At 70.4% G+C, this 16,222-nt stretch carries 14 protein-coding genes and 1 pseudogene; 7 read left to right on the forward strand and 8 right to left on the reverse strand.

Going from position 1 to position 16,222, the window contains the following annotated elements:
• Positions 1–20: 20 nt before the first annotated feature.
• The 3 genes from HYZ11_13955 to HYZ11_13965 all read left to right on the forward strand — a co-directional run bounded on the left by HYZ11_13955 (position 21) and on the right by HYZ11_13965 (position 4,211).
• Positions 21–1,364: a M20/M25/M40 family metallo-hydrolase gene (locus HYZ11_13955; GenBank protein ID MBI3128704.1), complete on the forward strand. Its 1,344-nt coding sequence runs from the start codon at positions 21–23 to the stop codon at positions 1,362–1,364.
• Positions 1,365–1,548: 184 nt separating this feature from the next.
• Complete coding sequence (locus HYZ11_13960) at positions 1,549–2,004, forward strand: DUF488 domain-containing protein (protein MBI3128705.1); 456 nt, start codon at positions 1,549–1,551, stop codon at positions 2,002–2,004.
• A gap of 131 nt (positions 2,005–2,135) precedes the next feature.
• Positions 2,136–4,211, forward strand: coding sequence for a thioredoxin domain-containing protein (locus tag HYZ11_13965; protein MBI3128706.1), 2,076 nt, complete (start codon positions 2,136–2,138; stop codon positions 4,209–4,211).
• 427 nt (positions 4,212–4,638) lie between these two features.
• Here HYZ11_13965 and HYZ11_13970 read toward each other — a convergent pair.
• The 6 genes and pseudogenes from HYZ11_13970 to HYZ11_13995 all read right to left on the reverse strand — a co-directional run bounded on the left by HYZ11_13970 (position 4,639) and on the right by HYZ11_13995 (position 8,597).
• Positions 4,639–5,058 (reverse strand): annotated as a pseudogene (locus HYZ11_13970) (septal ring lytic transglycosylase RlpA family protein).
• A 43-nt stretch (positions 5,059–5,101) separates the two neighbouring features.
• A complete protein-coding gene (locus tag HYZ11_13975) occupies positions 5,102–6,037 on the reverse strand; it encodes an HD domain-containing protein (protein ID MBI3128707.1) in 936 nt (311 codons plus the stop codon).
• A gap of 270 nt (positions 6,038–6,307) precedes the next feature.
• Positions 6,308–6,943, reverse strand: a complete 636-nt coding sequence (locus HYZ11_13980) for an RraA family protein (GenBank protein MBI3128708.1) — start codon at positions 6,941–6,943, stop codon at positions 6,308–6,310.
• Between the two features lie 89 nt (positions 6,944–7,032).
• On the reverse strand, positions 7,033–7,731 hold the full coding sequence (locus tag HYZ11_13985) for a 3-oxoadipate--succinyl-CoA transferase (protein ID MBI3128709.1): 699 nt from the start codon (positions 7,729–7,731) through the stop codon (positions 7,033–7,035).
• 50 nt (positions 7,732–7,781) lie between these two features.
• Positions 7,782–8,285, reverse strand: coding sequence for a hypothetical protein (locus HYZ11_13990; GenBank protein ID MBI3128710.1), 504 nt, complete (start codon positions 8,283–8,285; stop codon positions 7,782–7,784).
• 6 nt (positions 8,286–8,291) lie between these two features.
• On the reverse strand, positions 8,292–8,597 hold the full coding sequence (locus HYZ11_13995; protein ID MBI3128711.1) for a hypothetical protein: 306 nt from the start codon (positions 8,595–8,597) through the stop codon (positions 8,292–8,294).
• Between the two features lie 220 nt (positions 8,598–8,817).
• Between HYZ11_13995 and HYZ11_14000 the strand changes: the two genes are divergently transcribed.
• The 3 genes from HYZ11_14000 to HYZ11_14010 all read left to right on the forward strand — a co-directional run bounded on the left by HYZ11_14000 (position 8,818) and on the right by HYZ11_14010 (position 12,323).
• A complete protein-coding gene (locus tag HYZ11_14000) occupies positions 8,818–9,330 on the forward strand; it encodes a carboxymuconolactone decarboxylase family protein (GenBank protein ID MBI3128712.1) in 513 nt (170 codons plus the stop codon).
• Positions 9,331–9,399: 69 nt separating this feature from the next.
• A complete protein-coding gene (locus tag HYZ11_14005) occupies positions 9,400–10,728 on the forward strand; it encodes an HlyD family secretion protein (GenBank protein ID MBI3128713.1) in 1,329 nt (442 codons plus the stop codon).
• Positions 10,725–12,323, forward strand: coding sequence for a DHA2 family efflux MFS transporter permease subunit (locus HYZ11_14010; protein MBI3128714.1), 1,599 nt, complete (start codon positions 10,725–10,727; stop codon positions 12,321–12,323). The genes HYZ11_14005 and HYZ11_14010 overlap by 4 nt, the downstream gene beginning before the upstream one ends.
• On the opposite strand, the gene HYZ11_14015 is transcribed toward HYZ11_14010, so the two are convergent.
• Positions 12,320–12,634 carry a (2Fe-2S) ferredoxin domain-containing protein gene (locus HYZ11_14015; protein ID MBI3128715.1) on the reverse strand — a complete coding sequence of 105 codons (315 nt, stop codon included), beginning with the start codon at positions 12,632–12,634 and terminating at the stop codon, positions 12,320–12,322. The genes HYZ11_14010 and HYZ11_14015 overlap by 4 nt on opposite strands.
• A gap of 178 nt (positions 12,635–12,812) precedes the next feature.
• On the opposite strand from HYZ11_14015, the gene HYZ11_14020 reads away from it, so the two are divergent.
• Positions 12,813–15,557 (forward strand): insulinase family protein, encoded by a 2,745-nt coding sequence (locus HYZ11_14020; GenBank protein MBI3128716.1) that lies wholly within the window; start codon positions 12,813–12,815, stop codon positions 15,555–15,557.
• A 3-nt stretch (positions 15,558–15,560) separates the two neighbouring features.
• Here HYZ11_14020 and HYZ11_14025 read toward each other — a convergent pair whose 3' ends face one another.
• Entirely contained in the window at positions 15,561–16,205 is a 645-nt protein-coding gene (locus HYZ11_14025; protein MBI3128717.1) for a hypothetical protein, read from the reverse strand.
• Positions 16,206–16,222 lie beyond the last annotated feature (17 nt).

Here is a 16,222-nt window from a genome sequence, read left to right on the forward strand (position 1 = left end):
CCTGAACCGGAGACAGGACGATGCCTGATATATTTGATCATTTGCGCGCGCGCCGCCAGGAAAATCTACGCCAGCTCGTAGAGTACCTGCGCATCCCCTCCATCAGCACCCTGAACCGGGGAATCCAGGAGGCCGCCGGGCACCTGGCCGGGCTCATGCGGGAGGCGGGGGTCGAGGCCCGGATCCTCCCGACGGGGGGTCATCCCGCCGTGTATGGGGAGGTGAAGGGTCCGGCCGGGGCGCCCGTCCTCCTCGTGTACGGCCATTACGACGTCCAGCCGGCGGACCCGTCGGAGGGCTGGTCGTCCCACCCCTTCGAGCCCGAGGTGCGGGACGGCCGCCTCTACGCCCGGGGCTCCGGGGACAACAAGGGCCAGCATTTCGCCCAGCTCAAGGCCGTCGAGGCCTTTAAAGCCACGGGGGCGCCGCTCCCCGTCACCGTCAAGTTTCTCATCGAGGGCGAGGAGGAGATGGGCTCCCCCCACCTCCACGAGTTCGCCGTGCGGAACCGCGATCTCTTGAAGGCCGACATCGCCTGTTCCTCGGACGGGAGCCTCCACCCCTCCCGCCGGCCCACCCTGGCGCTGGGGTGCCGGGGGCTGCTCTACCTCGAACTGGTCTCGCAAGGAGCGGGGAAGGACCTCCACTCCGGGAGCTACGGCGGGGCCGTCGAGAGCCCCTTCTGGCGGCTCATGCGGGCCGTCCAGGCCCTGCGGGGGGAGGACGGGCGGGTGCGGGTGCCGGGCTTCTACGACGCCGTGCGCCCCTTGGGGAAGGCCGACGGGGAGGCCCTGGCCGGCATCCCCGACCCCGCCTCGGAGCTCCGGGCCGCCCTCGGGGAGGGGGCGGCGCGCCTGGGGGACACGGGCGCCTTCTACCGGAAGACCCTGACCGAGCCCAACCTGAACGTCTGCGGCTTCCAGGGGGGCTACTCCGGGGATGGAATGAAGACTGTCATCCCCGGCGCGGCCCGGGCCAAGGTGGATTTCCGCCTGGTGGTGGAGCAGGACCCCCACAGGCTTTACGAGGAAGTGCGCGCCTTCCTCCAAAAGGAGGGCTTCGGGGACATCGAGGTGCGCAAGCTCGCCACCTTCGAGCCGAGCAAGACCCCGGCCGATCATCCCCTCATCCAGAAGATCATCCGCTCCATCGAGTGGGAGGGCCAGAAGCCCGTCGTCTACCCCAACTTCGGCGGGAGCGTGCCCGACACTGTTTTTACGAAAGGCTTGGGGATCCCCTCGGTCTGGCTCCCCCTCGCCAACGCCGACACCAACTCCCACGCCCCGGACGAGAACCTAATGCTGGATGTCTTCCACATGGGCTGCGAGCTGGCCGCGCAGGTGATGGCGGGGCTGGGGGGGTGAAGGTGAGAGGGCGCGCAGGGAGCGTATTGCAATACGCCCCTACGTCCCCGTTGCATGATGGGCATTGTGGCAGGGGCAGGCACAGGGGTCTGCTCCTACGGTTACGGTTTTTGTGGATGCGGTTCCGTAGGGGCGGTTCGCGAACCGCCCCTACGGAAGAGATCGTCATTCGGGGATGCGCGGCATGATCCGCCTCTGGACCATCGGCCACAGCAACCACCCGGCGGAGCGGCTCGCCGACCTCCTGGACGGGCAGGGCGTCGCCTGCGTGGTGGACGTGAGGCGCGTCCCCTACAGCCGGCGCCACCCCCAGCACGGCCGGGAGGCCATGCAGTCGGCCCTGGCCCGGCGCGGCATCGCCTACCGCTGGGAGGGGGAGGCCCTGGGGGGCAAGGTGGACTGGGAGCGCCAGCGGGGGTCGCCCGAGTTCGCCGGGGGGCTGGAGCGCCTGAAGGCCCAGGCCGAGAAGGAGCCCACCGCCATCCTCTGCGCCGAGGAGGACCCAAAAAAGTGCCACCGCCTGGGGCTCGTGGGCGCGGCCTGGATGGAGCGCTTCGGCGGGGGCCTCCTCCACATCCGGGGGAACGGCCGGGTCGAGGCCGAGGAGCCCCCGGCCCAGCTGGGGCTGTTCGGTTCGTAGGCCACCTTCCGAAATCGGACCTGCGGCGAAGACCCTTCCTTGACGCTCCCTCCCGCATCCGGAACAATGGTTTCGTCCCGGGCGGAAGCCCCGTCCGCCGCCCCTTCCCCGCCTCTTCGAAAAGGTTCCCCATGGCCTCGGCCCGCACCAACCGCCTCGCGGGGGAGACGAGCCCCTACCTCCTCCAGCACCGTCACAACCCCGTGGACTGGCACCCCTGGGGGGAGGAGGCCCTGAAGCGCGCCCGGGAGGAGGACAAGCCCATCTTCCTCTCGGTGGGCTACTCGGCCTGCCACTGGTGCCACGTGATGGAGCGCGAGAGCTTCGAGAACGAGGAGATCGCCCAGATCCTCAACGGCCACTTCGTGAGCATCAAGGTGGACCGCGAGGAGCGGCCCGACGTCGACGCCATCTACATGGAGGCGGTCCAGCTCATGACGGGCCAGGGCGGCTGGCCGATGAGCGTCTTCCTGTTGCCGGACCTGCGGCCCTTCTTCGGGGGCACCTACTTCCCGCCGGACGACCGCTGGGGGCGCCCGGGCTTCAAGCGGCTGCTCCTGCGGCTGGCCGAGGTCTACAAGTCCCACCGGGGGGACCTCGACGAGAGCGCCTCCAAGCTCACCGAGGCCATCGGCCAGATGGATCTCGCCGCCGCCTCCAGGGACGGCCTCTCCCGCGAGGCCCTCTCGAACGCGGCGCGGGAGCTCTCCCAGCGCTTCGACCCCCGGTGGGGGGGCTTCGGCGGGGCTCCCAAGTTCCCGCCCTCGATGGCCCTCATGCTCCTGCTCCGGGAGTGGCGCCGGACGGGGGACAAGCACCTCCTCGACATGACCGAGTTCACCCTCCAGCGCATGGCGCTCGGCGGGATGTACGATCAGCTCGGCGGGGGCTTCCACCGCTACAGCGTGGACGAGCGCTGGCTCATCCCCCACTTCGAGAAGATGCTCTACGACAACGCGCTGCTCGCCCGGGTCTATATCGAGGCCCACCAGGCCACGGGGAGCTCCTTCTACAGTTCCATCGCGGCGGACGTGCTCGACTACGTGCTGCGGGAGATGACCTCCCCCGGGGGCGGCTTCTACTCCGCCCAGGACGCCGACAGCGAGGGGGAGGAGGGCAAGTTCTTCGCCTGGACGCCCAAGGAGATCGAGGCGGTGCTCGGCCCGGAGGAGGGTCGGGTCGTCAGCCGCTTCTACGGCGTGACGGAGGAGGGCAACTTCGAGCACGGCAAGAGCGCCCTCCACGTCCCTCGCCACGTGGCCGCCTTCGCCGAGGAGGAGAAGATCGAGTCCGAGAAGCTCCTCGGCATCCTCCAGCGCGCCCGCCGCGCGCTGTTCGAGGCGCGGGAGAAGCGCGTCAAGCCGGGCCTGGACGACAAGATCCTCGCGAGCTGGAACGGCCTCATGATCGGCGCCATGGCGCTCGCCGGGCGCGTCCTGGAGCGGCGGGACTACGTCGAGGCGGCGCGGCGGGCGGCCGATTTCGTGCTGGGAAAGATGCGCGGGGAGAGCGGCCTCCTGCGCACCCACCGGGGCGGGGAGAGCCGCCTGAACGCCTACCTGGACGACTACGCCTTCCTGCTCGCGGGCCTCCTGGACCTCTACGAGGCGTCGTTCGAGCCGCGCTGGGTCCGCGAGGCGGTGAAGCTGGCCGGGGAGATGATCGAGCGCTACCGCGGCGCGGACGGGGCCTTCTTCTTCACGTCGAAGGACCACGAGGCGCTCATCGTCCGCAAGAAATCCGCCCAGGACGGCGCCATCCCGAGCGGGAACTCGATGGCGGCCCTGGGCCTCCTGCGGCTCGGCAAGCTGACGGGGGAGGAGCGCTTCGCCGAGGCGGGGGAGGGGGCGATCCGGGCTTTTGGGGAGTACCTGGAGAAGGCCCCGGCCGCCTTCCACATGATGCTCGTGGCGCTGGACTTCCGGCTCGACACGCCCGTCGAGATCGCCGTCGTGGGCGACCCCGCCGCCCCGGACACGCGCGAGGCCCTGCGCGCCGTGGACGCCCAGTTCGTCCCCAACAAGGTGCTGGCCTTCCTCCCGGCGAGGGACGGGGCGGAGGCCGAGGCGGCCGTCCCCCTCCTGCGGGGCAAGACGGCCCCGAACGGCGCCGCCACCGTGTACCTCTGCGAGAACTTCACCTGCCGGGAGCCCCTCACCGATCCCGAGGCGGTGCGCCGGGCGCTGGGGGGCGGCAAGCGGGAGTGAGGGGAAAAGTCATGGTCCTGGTGTCATGCTGAGCCCTGCGCTTGCGCTCAGGATAGGCTCCGCGAAGCATCTTCGCATCTTGCCATTCTCGAAGATTCCTCGCTCCGCTCGGAATGACATCCGATGTATTCCTGCGTTGTCGTCTTGACCTTTTTCAGTCCAGCACCTTCCGCAGCTACATCCTCGTCCGCACGATGAAGGCGGGGTAGCCCTCCTCGCGCAGCCGGTTGGCGACCAGGCGGGCGTCCTCCTCCCTCGGGTAGCCCCGCATCCACACCTGGGCGTAGCGCGCGTCCCCGTTCCAGCCCGCGACCACCCGGGGCGGCCGGCGCGGATCGCCTTTCAGGCGGTCCGCGAGGCGGTTCGCCTGCTCCGGGGTCAGCCCCCCGACCACGATGGCCCAGTTCGCCCTCGGGTCCTCGGGCACCTCGAGGACGGTCAGCCGGACGGGGGCGAGCCCCAGCCGCTCCATGCCGAGCGCCCGGGCCGCCCCCCGCGAGAGGTCGATGACGCGCCCGTCCACGTAGGGCCCCCGGTCGTTGATGCGGACCCGGACCTGGCGGCCCGTGTCGGTGCGCTGGACGCGGACGTGGGCGTTGAAGGGCAGGGTCCGGTGGGCGGCGGTCATGGCGTCCATGTCGTAGACCTCGCCGCTGGCCGTCCGCCGGCCGTGGTAGGGGTCGCCGTACCAGGAGGCGAGGCCGGCGAGCTCGTCCTGGGGCAGGCGGCTGGGCGTGACCTCGTGCCGGGTGGCGCAGCCGCCGAGAAAGGAGAGGAGGAGGATGGACAGGAGCGCGAGCACAGCACGCCGCTCCCGCCCGGCGGGGCGTGGCCGAAGATCGTCCATTGGTTCCCGGCTCCCTGCGGGCGGAGGGAGTTCCTCGGGACTGCTATTCGGCGAAGGGCACCGCCAGCCGGATGAAGCGCGCGAGCATCTGCTGGTCGAAGTGCCCCTTGCTGTCCTGCATGATGGTGAAGGCCGCCATCTTCGAGAGCGCGTCCTTGTAGGAGCGCCGCGTCGTCAGGGCGTCGTAGACATCGGCGATGGCGCAGATCTTCCCGTAGCGGCCGATCTCGCTGTCCGTGAGGTTCTTGGGATACCCGGTGCCGTCGCATTTCTCGTGGTGCTGGAGGACGATCTGGGCGACCTCGTCGGATATCTTGCCTGAGATTTTGACGAGCAGCTCGTAGCCGATGAGGGGGTGCTTTTTGATGATGGTCCACTCGTTGTCGTCGAGCTTGCCCTTCTTGTTGAGGATGTCGGTGCTGATGTCCTTCTTGCCGATGTCGTGGAGCAGGTAGCCCACGCCGAGATCCTGAAGGAAGGGGATATTGTCGGATCCGATGACGGTGCGGGTGAGGAGCATCGAGTAGATGTAGACGTGCACGGAGTGGGTGTAGGTGTAGTAGTCGTGGATGGTGAGCTGGAAGAAGCTCTCCAGCGCGTCGGGCTCGTCCATGAGCTTGTTGAGGGCGAGGACCGTGTCCTGGGCGTTGGAGTAGCCCGCCTCGTTGAACTCCTGGAAGATCTCCTGCGTCTTCCGGGCGGCGGAGCCGTAGGCCACGGCCGCCTTGGCCTCGGTGGCCAGGGGGGTCTGGAGGATGTTGGAGAGATTCGAGTCCACGAGGAACTGCCAGTTCACCTGGGCGTCCCGGTCGTAGTAGAGGCGGTCCGCCTGCTTGCAGATGTCGTCGTAGGACTCGGGCGCGAGGGCCTGCTGGCTCCGGAAGAGGAGGGAGAGCTCCTTCTCCTGCAGCATGTAGAGATCGACGGGGGCGGGGGTGCCCCACGGGAGGTTCGGGAGGGCCACCGGCCGCAGGCGCACCCGCTTCTTCCCTGGGTCGCCTTCCCCTCCCTCGCTGACCCGGAGCCGATCCCGGGCTTGATCGTCTGGAGAAGGGCTGGACGCCACACGTTCCTCCGGGGATTTCGGGGCCGCCCCGCGCGGAAAGGCGCCTGGGCGGTGCCCGGCCGCACGCTCGATTCGGGCGAAGCCAACGGGGGCAAGTTACCAAATTTCCGGGGTGGAAGGGAATACGGATGCAAGCCCCGCGGCCGGCCCGGCGGTTTTTCGAGGGGATGGAAGGAAGATTCGCTACCGGTACTTGGCGAAAGTGGCTCCGATGCCGGCGCCGCCCTCGAGCTCCCGCGTCATCTTCTCCTCGAGCGCGGCGAGTTCCCCGGTCTTGGCCAGCACCTCGTCGAGGCGCTCCCGGGGGACGGTCACGACGCCGTTGATGTCCCCGAGGATGATGTCGCCCTGCCGGACGGTCACCCCGCCGCAGTTGATGGGGGCGCCCACGAGGGAGGGCGCGGTGTAGCCTCCGCTGCCGTGGACCGAAACCCCGCGCGCGAAGACCGGATAGCCCATCGCCCGGTGCTCCTCGATGTCCCGGGCGCGGCCGTCCACCACGGTGCCCGCCAGGCCCATGGCGCGCGCCCGGGTGCTCATGAGCCCGCCCCAGTTGGCCGTCGTGACGCCCGAGGGGCAGGAGATGACGACGACCGCCCCCTGCGGCGCGGCGTCCACGTGATGGACCGTTAGCCTGTCCACGGGAACCCCGGCCGGGACCATCAGCACCGTGTGGGCGGGCCCCACCATGCGGGCGTTGGTGTCAGGGGAGAGCATGATGATGTCGGGCATGTGCCCCCGGATCTTCAGCTTGTCGAAGGCATCCGCCACTTGGCAGGTGGAGAAGGCGGCCAGCCGCTCCAGGCGCGCGTCGGTCATGGGGAATTCCTCGGGTGGGCGGTGGAGTCGAGCCCATAAGATGCGGCGGGCGCGCCGGGCGGTCAAGCGCGGGGAGCCGGCGCGGGGGGCTAATGCCGGAACTCCGAGAAGCGCACCCCCGCCGGGTCCACCTCCTCCAGGGCGGCCCGTTCCTCCGCCGTGGGCGGCGGGGTGAGGGGCACGGGACGCGAGAGGTCGAGCGGGAAGCCCGTCCGCGCCGCCGCCTCTTCCGCCGAACAGCCCGGGTGGACGCTCTCCAGCTCGAGCCCCGAGGGCCCCGGGGCCAGCACGGCCAGCGGGGTGACGACCTTGGCGAGGTTCCCGGCCTGGGTGGCGAAGTCCACCCGGGGCACGAAGAGCCGGGCGTCGTGGGCCGCCCGCCAGACGACCGTCCGCCCCGCCTGGTTCATGATCACGGCGCCCCCGCCCCCGCCGGGGAGGCGCACCTTGGGCGAGGCGGGGCTCCCGATGTAGCTCATGTTCACGCGGCCCCCCTTGTCGATCTGGGCCCCGCCGAGGAAGACCAGGTCCACCCCCCCCCGGGCGAAGAGGTCGTAGGCGTCGGCGTTCGAGAAGAGGGCGGCCGCCCCGTGGCAGAGCTCCGGGTCGTTCGTGCTGCGCGGCATGAAGCGGGGCCGGGGGTTCACCGATCCGGCCACCTCGATCAGGACCAGGCGCGGGGCGTGGAGCCGGCGGGCGAGGAAGACGGCCACCATGGGCAAGGGCGAGTTCACGCCGTGGAAGACGCGCTCGCCGTCGCGGATCTCGCGGGCGAGGCAGACGGCCATCTGGTCCCCGGCGCGGCGGAGGACCTCGGGGGGGGAAGAAAGGCGGAGGCTCACCGCGACCGCATCCCGTGATCGGTCTCCCGCAGGTAGCGGAGGAGGCCCTCGGGCGAGGCGGACAGCTCCATGTAGCGGCGCATCCCCTCTTCGTCCACCCCATAGGCGGGGTGGCAGCTGCAGGGGGCGGCGCCGCCGGGGGACTCCACCACGGCCCGGACGAGGAAGCCCGGGATCACCGCGAGCGCGGCGTCTTTGGCGATCTCCTCCCCGGGCACGATCTCCTCGGCGGTGAGAATGACCCCGCGCGAGGCCGCGCGCGTCATCTCCACGTCGAAGTGGCGGTTGCCCAGGATCCAGGCGTTGCCCTCGGCGTCGGCCTTCTGGACATGGATGAGCGCCCAGTCGGGCCGGAGGGCCGGGACGGCGAGGAGGGTTTCGCCGGTGTAGGGATCCTCGATGGGGAGGAGACCGCTGCGCTCGGGGATGTCGCTCCCCCGGAAGCCCCGGATGGGCTGGAAGGGAACCCCGTAGGCCGCGGCCCGCAGCCCCGCCAGGATGCTGGGTCAGGCGTGCTCGGTGAGGCCGGTGAGCCCCCCCTCGATGGCGCGGCGGTAGCTGGGGGCCAGGCCGAAGTCGGCCTCGAAGGTGACGATGCCGCTGTACACCCGCTCCAGGGCCCCCGCCGCGCAGAGAAGATCCGCGTCGTAGCCCGGGGAGGGCTTGATGAGCTTGAGCCCCTTCCGCCCCTGGCGGGCCAGCTCCCGCAGGAGGGCGGCCGGGGTGCGGTGGAGGAGGCTCCCGCCGGGGCTGATGGTCTGGCCGTCCCTCACCAGGGCGGCCGCCTCCGGGAGCGGCATCCGCTTGTCCATTCTTCCCTCCTTCCCCAGCGCCCTGCGGCCGGAGCGACATCCCCGTCAGGAAAGTTCATCTTATCAGAAATTTCCGCCGTCCCATTTTGCGACTCGGAATGGAGCCTGGATCGGCTGGCATAGTGGAGGGAATGCGCCCTATAATCCTGTCCGCCGAACATCTTGCCATCCGAACCGCGCCGGCGGGGCCGGGCGGTCCCGGAACGAAAAGGAGATTCCATTGGCGAGGGTTTCGTTGATCCAGCCGGCCGGGGCGGAGGGGGCGGCCAAGCGGGTCATGGAGGGCCTGCAGAAGCAGTTCGGGGCGGTGATCGACCCGGTGAAGGCCCTGGCGCACAGGCCGGAGCTCCTGCGCGCCGTGCTGAGCCTCACCGCGGTGGCGGACGGGCCGGGCGAGATCGATCCCGGCTTCAAGGAGGTGCTCAACGTGCGGGCATCTGTCCTGAACGGCTGCCACTTCTGCACTCAGATGCACTCGAACATGGCGCGCATGCACAAGGTGCCCGCCGCCAAGATCGAGGGTGCGAAGGAGGGCTCCGCGAGCGCCGCCTTCGACGAGAAGGAGAAAGCGGCGCTGCGGCTGTGCGAGGAGAGCACGAAGGACGTGAAGATCCCGGACGCCTCCTTCGAGGCCGTCAGGGCGCATTATTCGGAGGCGGCGGTGGTGGAGTTGCTGGGCGTGATCGCCGTCATCAACATGTGGAACCGCCTCATCGTCGGGCTGGGATTCTAGGCCCGCCCGCGAGGGCGGCTTCGGGCGGCCGCGCCCTTTTCATGGGGCGGCGGCACCCTGGGTGGTGGAATGTCGGATCGGCCGGACATTTCTTTTGGCCCGGAGACGGGCAAGGATAGCCTCCCCGCCGGAGGAAGGTGGAATTCGGGGCCCTGGGGCCGCCTCCGCTCCTCCCGGCTGGCCTCGGCGCTGGCGGTGGCTCTCGTCCTGGGGGCGGCCGCGGGCGGCTACCTGTGGTGGCGCCACCTCCAGACCTACGAAGCCACCGACAACGCCTACGTCCACGTCACCGTCGTCCCGGTGAGCGCCCGCGTCTCCGGCATGATCCAGGAGGTGCTGGTCGAGGACAACCAGGCGGTCAACAAGGGGGACTTGATCGTCCGCCTGGACCCCGCCCTCTATCAAGTCGCGCTGGAGAGCGCCGAGGCCGAGGTGGCCATGGCGCGGGCCCGCTACGAATCGAGCCGGTTCAGCGCCGCTTACTCCTCCGGGCGCCTGGCCCCCCTGGTCACCGAGGCCCGGGCGCGGCTCGCGCGGGTGGTCCAGACCCTGCGGTCGGAGGAGTCCTTCCTCAAGCAGCGGGTGAACGAGTCCCTCGCCGCCGCCGCGAGCCTCGCCCGGATGCGGGACGAACTGGCCCGGAGGCAGAAGCTCCACCGCGAGAAGGTGATTTCGGACGACGTCCTGGAGCTGGCGTTGGCCTCCTTCCGCGTGGCCGACGCCCAGCACCGCGCCTCGATCGACGCCCAGCACGTCCAGGAGCAGAAGGTGGCCGCCCTGAAGCAGCAGGAGAACGAGCTTCAGGCCTCCATCACCCTCGTGCAGAAAGAAGAGATCTCGATCCAGGGCAAGACGGCCGATGCGGAATCCATCGAGGCCCAGCTGAAGCAGGCCGAGGCCAAGCTGCGCGAGGCGAGGCTGCGCCTCTCCTACACCGAGATACGGGCGCCCGAGGCCGGCTACGTCAACAAGAAGGCCGTCGAGGTGGGCACCAACGTCGAGGCCGGGCGCCCCCTGATGCTGATCGTCCCCCTGCACCGGGTGTACGTCCAGGCCAACTTCAAAGAAGTCCAGCTCGAGAACATCCGGGTCGGCCAGATCGCCGTCGTCCGGGCCGACGCCTATCCCAACCGGCGGTACCGCGGGCGGGTGGAGAGCATCTTCTCGGGCTCGGGCGATTACTTCTCCCTCCTCCCGGCCGAGAACGCCACCGGCAACTGGGTGAAGGTGACGAAGCGGATCCCGGTCAAGATCGTGCTCGCCGACCCCCCCTCACCCCAGTTCCCGCTCCTCGTGGGCATGTCGGCCCAGGTGTCGGTGGACGTCCGCGACCAGAGCGGGACCCGCCTGCTCGCCTATCCCAGCAGGGTCCAGAAGACCACCCCCGGCAGGCAGTGAGCGCGCAGGAGAGGCCCGTCCAGCCGGCGGCGGACGAGGTCCCGGAAACTAGCGCCGCCGCCCGCGCCTTGATCACGCTCGCCGTCATCAGCGGGGCGTTCATCTCGGTCATGGACGTGAGCGTGGTGAACGTCTCCCTCCCCCACATGCGCGGGGCCTTCGGCGCCGATCTCTCCTCCATCACCTGGGTGGCGACGAGCTACAGCATCGCCCAGATCATCATGATCACGATGTCGGGCTGGTGGAGCACCCTGCTCGGCCGGAAGCGCTTCTTCCTCGCCTCCTACGTTCTGTTCACCTTGGGCTCCATCCTGGCGGGCATCTCCAGCTCCTTCACGGAGATGATCGTCTACCGCGCGATCCAGGGGGTGGGCGGCGGGCCTCTCATCCCCATCGCCCAGGCCATCATGCGGGAGACGTACCCGCCCCGGTACCAGGGCATGGCCATGGCCGTCTTCGGCATGGGCGTGGTCGTCGCCCCCGCGATCGGGCCGGTGCTTGGCGGCTGGCTCACGGATACGTACGGGTGGCCGTGGGTCTTCTACATCAACGTGCCCTTCAGCCTGGGCGGGATGGTGCTCGTCCACCTGTTCGTGCACGATCCCCCCTACCTCAAGCGGGGCATCAAGCGGGTGGACTGGGGTGGGATCGCCTTCCTGGCCATCGGGCTGATCGGCCTTCAGGTGGTGCTGGAGCGCGGCCAGGAAGAGAACTGGTTCGAGTCGAACCTCATCGTGTGGTGGTCCGCCGCGACCGTGGTGGCGGTGGCGGTGCTGGTCGTCTGGGAGCTGCGCGTCCCGGAGCCCATCGTGGACATCCGGATCATGCGGAACGTCCCGCTGACCGTGGGCTCGGTCATCATCCTGGTCTTCGGGGTCGCTCTGTTCGGCTCGACCTTCGTGCTCCCGCAGTTCCTGCAGCACCTTCTCCATTACACCGCCTACGACGCGGGAATGGTGCTCCTGCCGCGGGGGATCGCCCTGTTCATCATTCTGCCTATCGTCGGAAGGCTGTTCAACGTGCTGGACCTGCGCCTGCTCCTCACCTTCGGCACCGCTTCCATCCTGTACGCCTTTTACCTGATTTCCCATTTGTCCCTGGACGCCGACTTCTGGAGCCTGGTGATGCCGCTCATCTTCATGGGGCTCGGGATGCCGTGCATGTTCGTGACGCTGGCCACCGTCACGCTGGGCTGTGTGCGGGCCGCGGAGGCGACGGCCGCCTCCGCGGTCTTCAACCTGTTCCGGCGTGTCGGGGGGAACATCGGCTTCGCGCTGATCGCCACCCTGGTGGACCGCCGGAGCGCGGTCCACCGGACGGGGCTGGTGGGGTACCTGAACGAGTTCAACGCGCCGTTCCTGGACTACCACGAGAAGGTCGTGAACGTCCTGACGAGCCAGCGGATAGACCCGGCGACGGCCCAGGCGAAGGCCTATGCCATCATGGACAACATGGTGAACCGCCAGGCCGCCATGGGGGCCTACAACGACGCCGCCTGGTTCATGATGATCCTGTTCACCTGCGTCCTGCCGCTCATCTGGCTGCTGCCGGGAAGGCTGGGAGCGCGGCCCGAGGGGGCCGGCGGAGGAGGTTAGGCCCCCGGCAGGCGAAGGCGAAGCCGCTCGACGGGCCGGCCGCCCTTGAGGTGCTCCTCCACGATCTCCGGCACGTCGGCTGGCTTTACGCCCTGGTACCAGACCCCCTCGGGATAGACGACAATGGTGGGCCCTAGCGTGCAGGGGCCCAGGCAGGTCGCCCCCGCCAGGGCCGTATGTTCCCCCAGGCCGTTGCTCTCGATGGCCTCGGTGAGGGCCTGGGCGATGTCGATGCTCCCCTTGGACTGGCAGCATCCCTTCGGGTGGTTCGGGGGCCGCTGGTTGATGCAGACGAAGATGTGCCGCTTGATGTGATCCACGCAAAGCTCCTGAAAATAGGGCTTTTAGGCAGGTCCAGGAGAGGCCCTGCCGCCAATCCCGGTGACTGGGACGCAGAGAAATGATACCCTCGGAGGGTGCGAAGTCAAGGCTTCCGGCCCGGGCTTCGCAGCCGCGGATAACCAGGTTCCCGCATGAGCTTTCCCTCCTGTGACGCATAGAACGCACACCGCCCCGCTGGCCGGGCACAAGATCGAGAGTCTCTTCTCCCGCCTCCGCCTCATCCGGCTGAGGGGAGGGCCGCTCGTCCTCCTGCTGCCCGACCCGGAGGCCCCCGCCGTGGCCGTGCAGGCGTGGCTCCCCGCGGGGAGCCTGACCGAGGCGCCGGGGCGGGGGGGCCTCGCTCATTTCCTTGAGCACATGATCTTCAAGGGTTCGCGCCGCCTGGCCCTGGGCGAGCTGGCCGCGCGCACCGAGGCGGCGGGCGGCGACATCAACGCCTACACCCTGAACGAGGCCACCTACTACCACCTCTCCTGCCGGCCGGCCGGAACCGAGGACTGCCTGGACGCGCTGATCGAGTCGTTGTGGTGGCCCCGGTTCGATCAGGCCGAGGTCGTCCGCGAGCGCGGCGTGATCCTCGAGGAGATCCGGCGCTCGGAGGACCAGCCCGAGCAGCGCCTCCAGCAGGAGCTCTACCGGCAGGCCTACGGCGGCGACCATCCCTTCGGCCGCCCCATCCTGGGCACCCGCCGCTCGGTGAGCCGCCTGGACCGGGCCGCCCTGCGGCGCTACCACCGCCTCTGCTACCACCCCGCCCGCACCGTCTTCGTCCTGGCCGGGCCCATCCCGGAAAAGCCGGCCCTCCGCCTCATCCAGCGCCGCCTGGCCGAGCTGGACGGGATGTGGGGAGCCGTTCCGGCGTCTTTCCGGGGGAACGGGTTCCGCTCCATCCCGCCTCCCCTGCGGCGGGGGGTGCGCGCCTTCTCCCTGCGGGGCATGGCCAGCCTGGCCTACCTGGAGCTGGCCTTCGGCGTCCCCGCCTTCACCCATCCGGACGCCCCTGCGCTGGAGATCCTCGCCATGCTCCTGGGCTCGGGGGACAGCTCCCGCCTCTACAAGCGCCTCTGCGTCGAGGGGCGCATCATGCACGACGTCTCGAGCGACATCTTTCTTTCGCCGGGCCCGGGCCTGCTGTTCCTGGGCGGGGTGGCGGAGCCGCGCGGCGCGGCGCCGGCGGCGGAGGAGATTCTCCGGACGACAGCCGATCTGCTCGGCGCCCATCCCCCCACCGACGAGGAGCTGGAGCGCGTCCGCACTCTTTTCTGGACCGACCTAGAGTTCCGCCGCGAGAGCACCTCCGGGCGCGCCCGCCTCGCGGGCTATTTCCAGCTGATGGCGGGCGACGCCCGCTTCGCCGAGCGCTACCTCGGCCGCCTGCTGGGCGTGTCGCGGGAGGAGATTCTCTCCGCCGCCGGGCGGTGGCTCACGCCCGAGGGCCTCACCGCCGGGGTCTTCTTCCCCGAGCGGCTGAACGGGAGTGGAGAGCCCCGGCCCTTCCAGGCCGCGATCCGCCGGGGGCTGGCCTCCATTTCGCAAAAGGAAGAGAAGGAGCTCCCCTCCCTCGGCCGCAAGGCCCTGCCGCTCAAGCTCCCGCTGGAGCAGCCCGTCCCGCCGCCCGTTCCGCGCCGCGCCCTCCGCCCGGGCGGAAGCCGCGCCCCGCTCGAGTTCACCCTCCACCGGGGGGCGCGGCTCCTCGTCCTGCCGGGGGGGGAGGCGCGCGTCTTCGCGCTGCGCGCGGCCTTCCTGGGGGGGCAGCGGCTCGAAGGGGCGGAGCGGGCGGGGTGGCATTCCCTCATGGCCGACGTCGCGCCCATGGCCACCCGGAGCCTGTCGTCGGAGGAGATGGCGCGGCGGGCGGATAACCTGGGGGCCTCCATCGGCGGGAACGGGGGCCGGAACAGCTTCGGACTCTTCGCCTCGGGGTTATCGAGCCTCGTTGAAGAGATCTCCGACCTCTTCTGCCAGATCCTCTGCGAGCCCGCCTTCGAGGAGAAGGACGCGGCCCTCGCGCGGCGCGAGGCCGACGCGGCCCGGCGCGGCGACCTTGACGACCTCTCCCAGCGGTCCCGCCAGCACGCCTTGGGGCTCCTGTACGGGGCCCACCCTTTCGGCCGCCACCCGCTGGGGAGCCGGCTCTCCCTCGCCCGGGCCTTGGGGCCGCGCCTCCGAAGGGAATGGAGCCACTGGGCGCTGCCGGAGAACATCGTGCTGGCTGCGGCGGGGGATGTGGACCCCGGCGGCCTCGCCCGGTCGCTGGCCCGCCGCCTGAAAAAGGGCTGGAGACGGATGCCGGCCTGGCGGCCCTTCCTGCCTCCCGCGCCGCCCCAGCCGCCTCCGCGGCCACGCCTGCGGCGCATCCGGGTGGACGGGGCCTCCCAAGCCCACATCCAGATGGCCTTCCTGGGCGCGAGCCTGGGGTCCCGCCGGCGCTTCGCGCTCTCGGCGGTGGCGGCGGCGCTCGGGAGCCAGAGCGGCGGGCTGTTTTGGGAGCTGCGCGAGCGGCGGGGCTTGGCCTACGAGTCGAACGTCTCCTGCGAGGAGGCGATGGACCGGGGGCCGTTCATGCTCTTCGCCGCCACCGCGCCCGGCGCGGAGGCGGAGGCCGTGCGCATCATGCGGGCCGAGGTGGCCCGGGTCCGCGAGAAGGGCCTCGGCCGCGAGGAGCTGGAGCGGGCCAAGGCCTTCCTGGTGGGCGAGCTCCTGCGGGGCCGCCAGCGGGCGGGGATGCGCGCCTCCGAGCTGGCCTACGGCGCGCTCTACGGGATGGGGGCGGAGGGCATGGAGCGCGTCCAGCGCGAGTTCGAATCCGTGGACTTGGCCTCCGCGCGCAGCGCGGCCCGCGATTTCCTCGATCCGTCTGGGGAGTGCCTCGTGATCCTCGGGCCGCGCTAGCGCTCACTGCCGGGCGCGCTGGACCTCGTTCAGGCGCTCCTGCAGCCGCCGCAGGCGGGCCCGCAGCCGCTCCATCTCCCGGATCAGCGATTCCTCCTCCAGCGAGGCTTGGAGGGCGCGGGAGAGGCCCTCACGCTCGGCGGCGAGGCGCTGGCGGGCGGCGGGATCTGTATCCTGGCCGAGAATCCGGTCGATCTCCGCCATCCGGGCCCGGATCTGCTCCGGCGCCTGGGGGATGCGAGGCAGGAGCGCGATCCGCCGGCTCTCGGAAGTGCGGGCCGGCTGGGGGGAGCGGCCGATATCTTCCTCCCGGTAGGTGGGGCGAGCCGAGGGAAGACGGTCCGGCGGGCGCGGCTCGGGAGCGCGGACGGCCGGGGCCGCCGGCTTGGCGGGCGGGGCCTCCTTCTGCTTCTCCATCTCCTCCCAGCCCTCGCGCTGGTCCTTGGCGATCCGGTGGATGGTGGAGGTCACGGCGGTCTTGGTGGCGTCGTAGGCGCTCGAGACGCCCTGCACGGTGCGGTCCCAGACGGACGAGGCGGCGGATTTCTCCCCGGAAGAGGCGCATCCGCTCAGCGCGAGGGCGAGCGCGATTGAGAAGGCGGCGGGCGCGGCGCCGCCCGGCCGGTTCGGCGTTTCAAGGTTCCGCATGGCGCATCCCTCGGGCG

It is taken from the genome of Candidatus Tectomicrobia bacterium, from assembly GCA_016192135.1.
In the GTDB taxonomy this organism is placed as follows: Bacteria; UBA8248; UBA8248; order UBA8248; family UBA8248; genus 2-12-FULL-69-37.

What these genes read in the sequence shown, in the direction of transcription:
- HYZ11_13955 (MBI3128704.1), top strand. Translation starts at nt 21, where the DNA reads ATGCCTGATATATTTGATCATTTGCGCGCGCGCCGCCAGGAAAATCTA.
- HYZ11_13960 (MBI3128705.1), top strand. Translation starts at nt 1,549, where the DNA reads ATGATCCGCCTCTGGACCATCGGCCACAGCAACCACCCGGCGGAGCGG.
- HYZ11_13965 (MBI3128706.1), top strand. Translation starts at nt 2,136, where the DNA reads ATGGCCTCGGCCCGCACCAACCGCCTCGCGGGGGAGACGAGCCCCTAC.
- HYZ11_13980 (MBI3128708.1), bottom strand. Translation starts at nt 6,943, where the DNA reads ATGACCGACGCGCGCCTGGAGCGGCTGGCCGCCTTCTCCACCTGCCAA.
- HYZ11_13985 (MBI3128709.1), bottom strand. Translation starts at nt 7,731, where the DNA reads ATGGCCGTCTGCCTCGCCCGCGAGATCCGCGACGGCGAGCGCGTCTTC.
- HYZ11_13995 (MBI3128711.1), bottom strand. Translation starts at nt 8,597, where the DNA reads ATGGACAAGCGGATGCCGCTCCCGGAGGCGGCCGCCCTGGTGAGGGAC.
- HYZ11_14005 (MBI3128713.1), top strand. Translation starts at nt 9,400, where the DNA reads ATGTCGGATCGGCCGGACATTTCTTTTGGCCCGGAGACGGGCAAGGAT.
- HYZ11_14025 (MBI3128717.1), bottom strand. Translation starts at nt 16,205, where the DNA reads ATGCGGAACCTTGAAACGCCGAACCGGCCGGGCGGCGCCGCGCCCGCC.